Annotated in this window: 1 protein-coding gene; it reads left to right on the top strand. The window is 75.2% G+C overall.

All coding sequences use genetic code 11. The features are described from left to right. Nucleotides 1-114: 114 nt before the first annotated feature. On the top strand, nucleotides 115-540 hold a 426-nt coding region (locus tag AC1QQ2_RS15050), incomplete at its 3' end, for a hypothetical protein (protein ID WP_479713757.1).

Below are 540 nucleotides of genomic sequence, written 5' to 3'. Positions count from 1 at the left end.
AGGAAGCAGTGGCGGCGGGGGCTCGCGTTCCCGAGCCCGATGCGCGGGTGGGGCTTCTTTGGCTGCGGCGGCGGGGGCGCCACGGGCCAGCGCCGGTGCCACCAGGTGCGGGTGGTGGGCGACGAGCTGCGCTGGGCGCGGGCGGCGGCGGCCCTGGCCGCCGCACTTGCCGCCGCCGGGGCGTGCGCGGACGCCGTGGTCGCCGCCCTGGCCGAGGTGAAGGCCAACAAGGCCCTGGCCCCGGCCCGGGCGGCGGCGGCCAAGAAAGAAGTCAAGTCCCTCGACGAGGTCGTGGCCGCAGCCGCCGCCTCCTTCAAGGGCCCGCCGCGCGTCGTGGCGCCCGTTCAGAAGGGCCCCGTGGGCGCCCCGCCGCCCCTTCCCAAGGGCGTCAGCGCGTGGGGGTCAAAGCCGCCTGGCAGTGGAGGCGGCGGTAGCGGCGCGCTTAAGTCGAGGAGGGAGTCGTACCAATCCAAGGGAAAGATTAACCTGAACGCCGAAGAGCACTTCAAGAAGCCGCCCGCGCCCCCGAGCCAGCGCCCC

The sequence above is a fragment of the Aestuarium sp. genome (genome assembly GCF_023253315.1).
In the GTDB taxonomy this organism is placed as follows: domain Bacteria; phylum Pseudomonadota; class Alphaproteobacteria; order Rhodobacterales; family Rhodobacteraceae; genus Marivivens; species Marivivens donghaensis.
The sequence above is the reverse complement of the archived record's forward strand: the minus strand, read 5'-3'. Positions and strand labels throughout refer to the sequence as shown.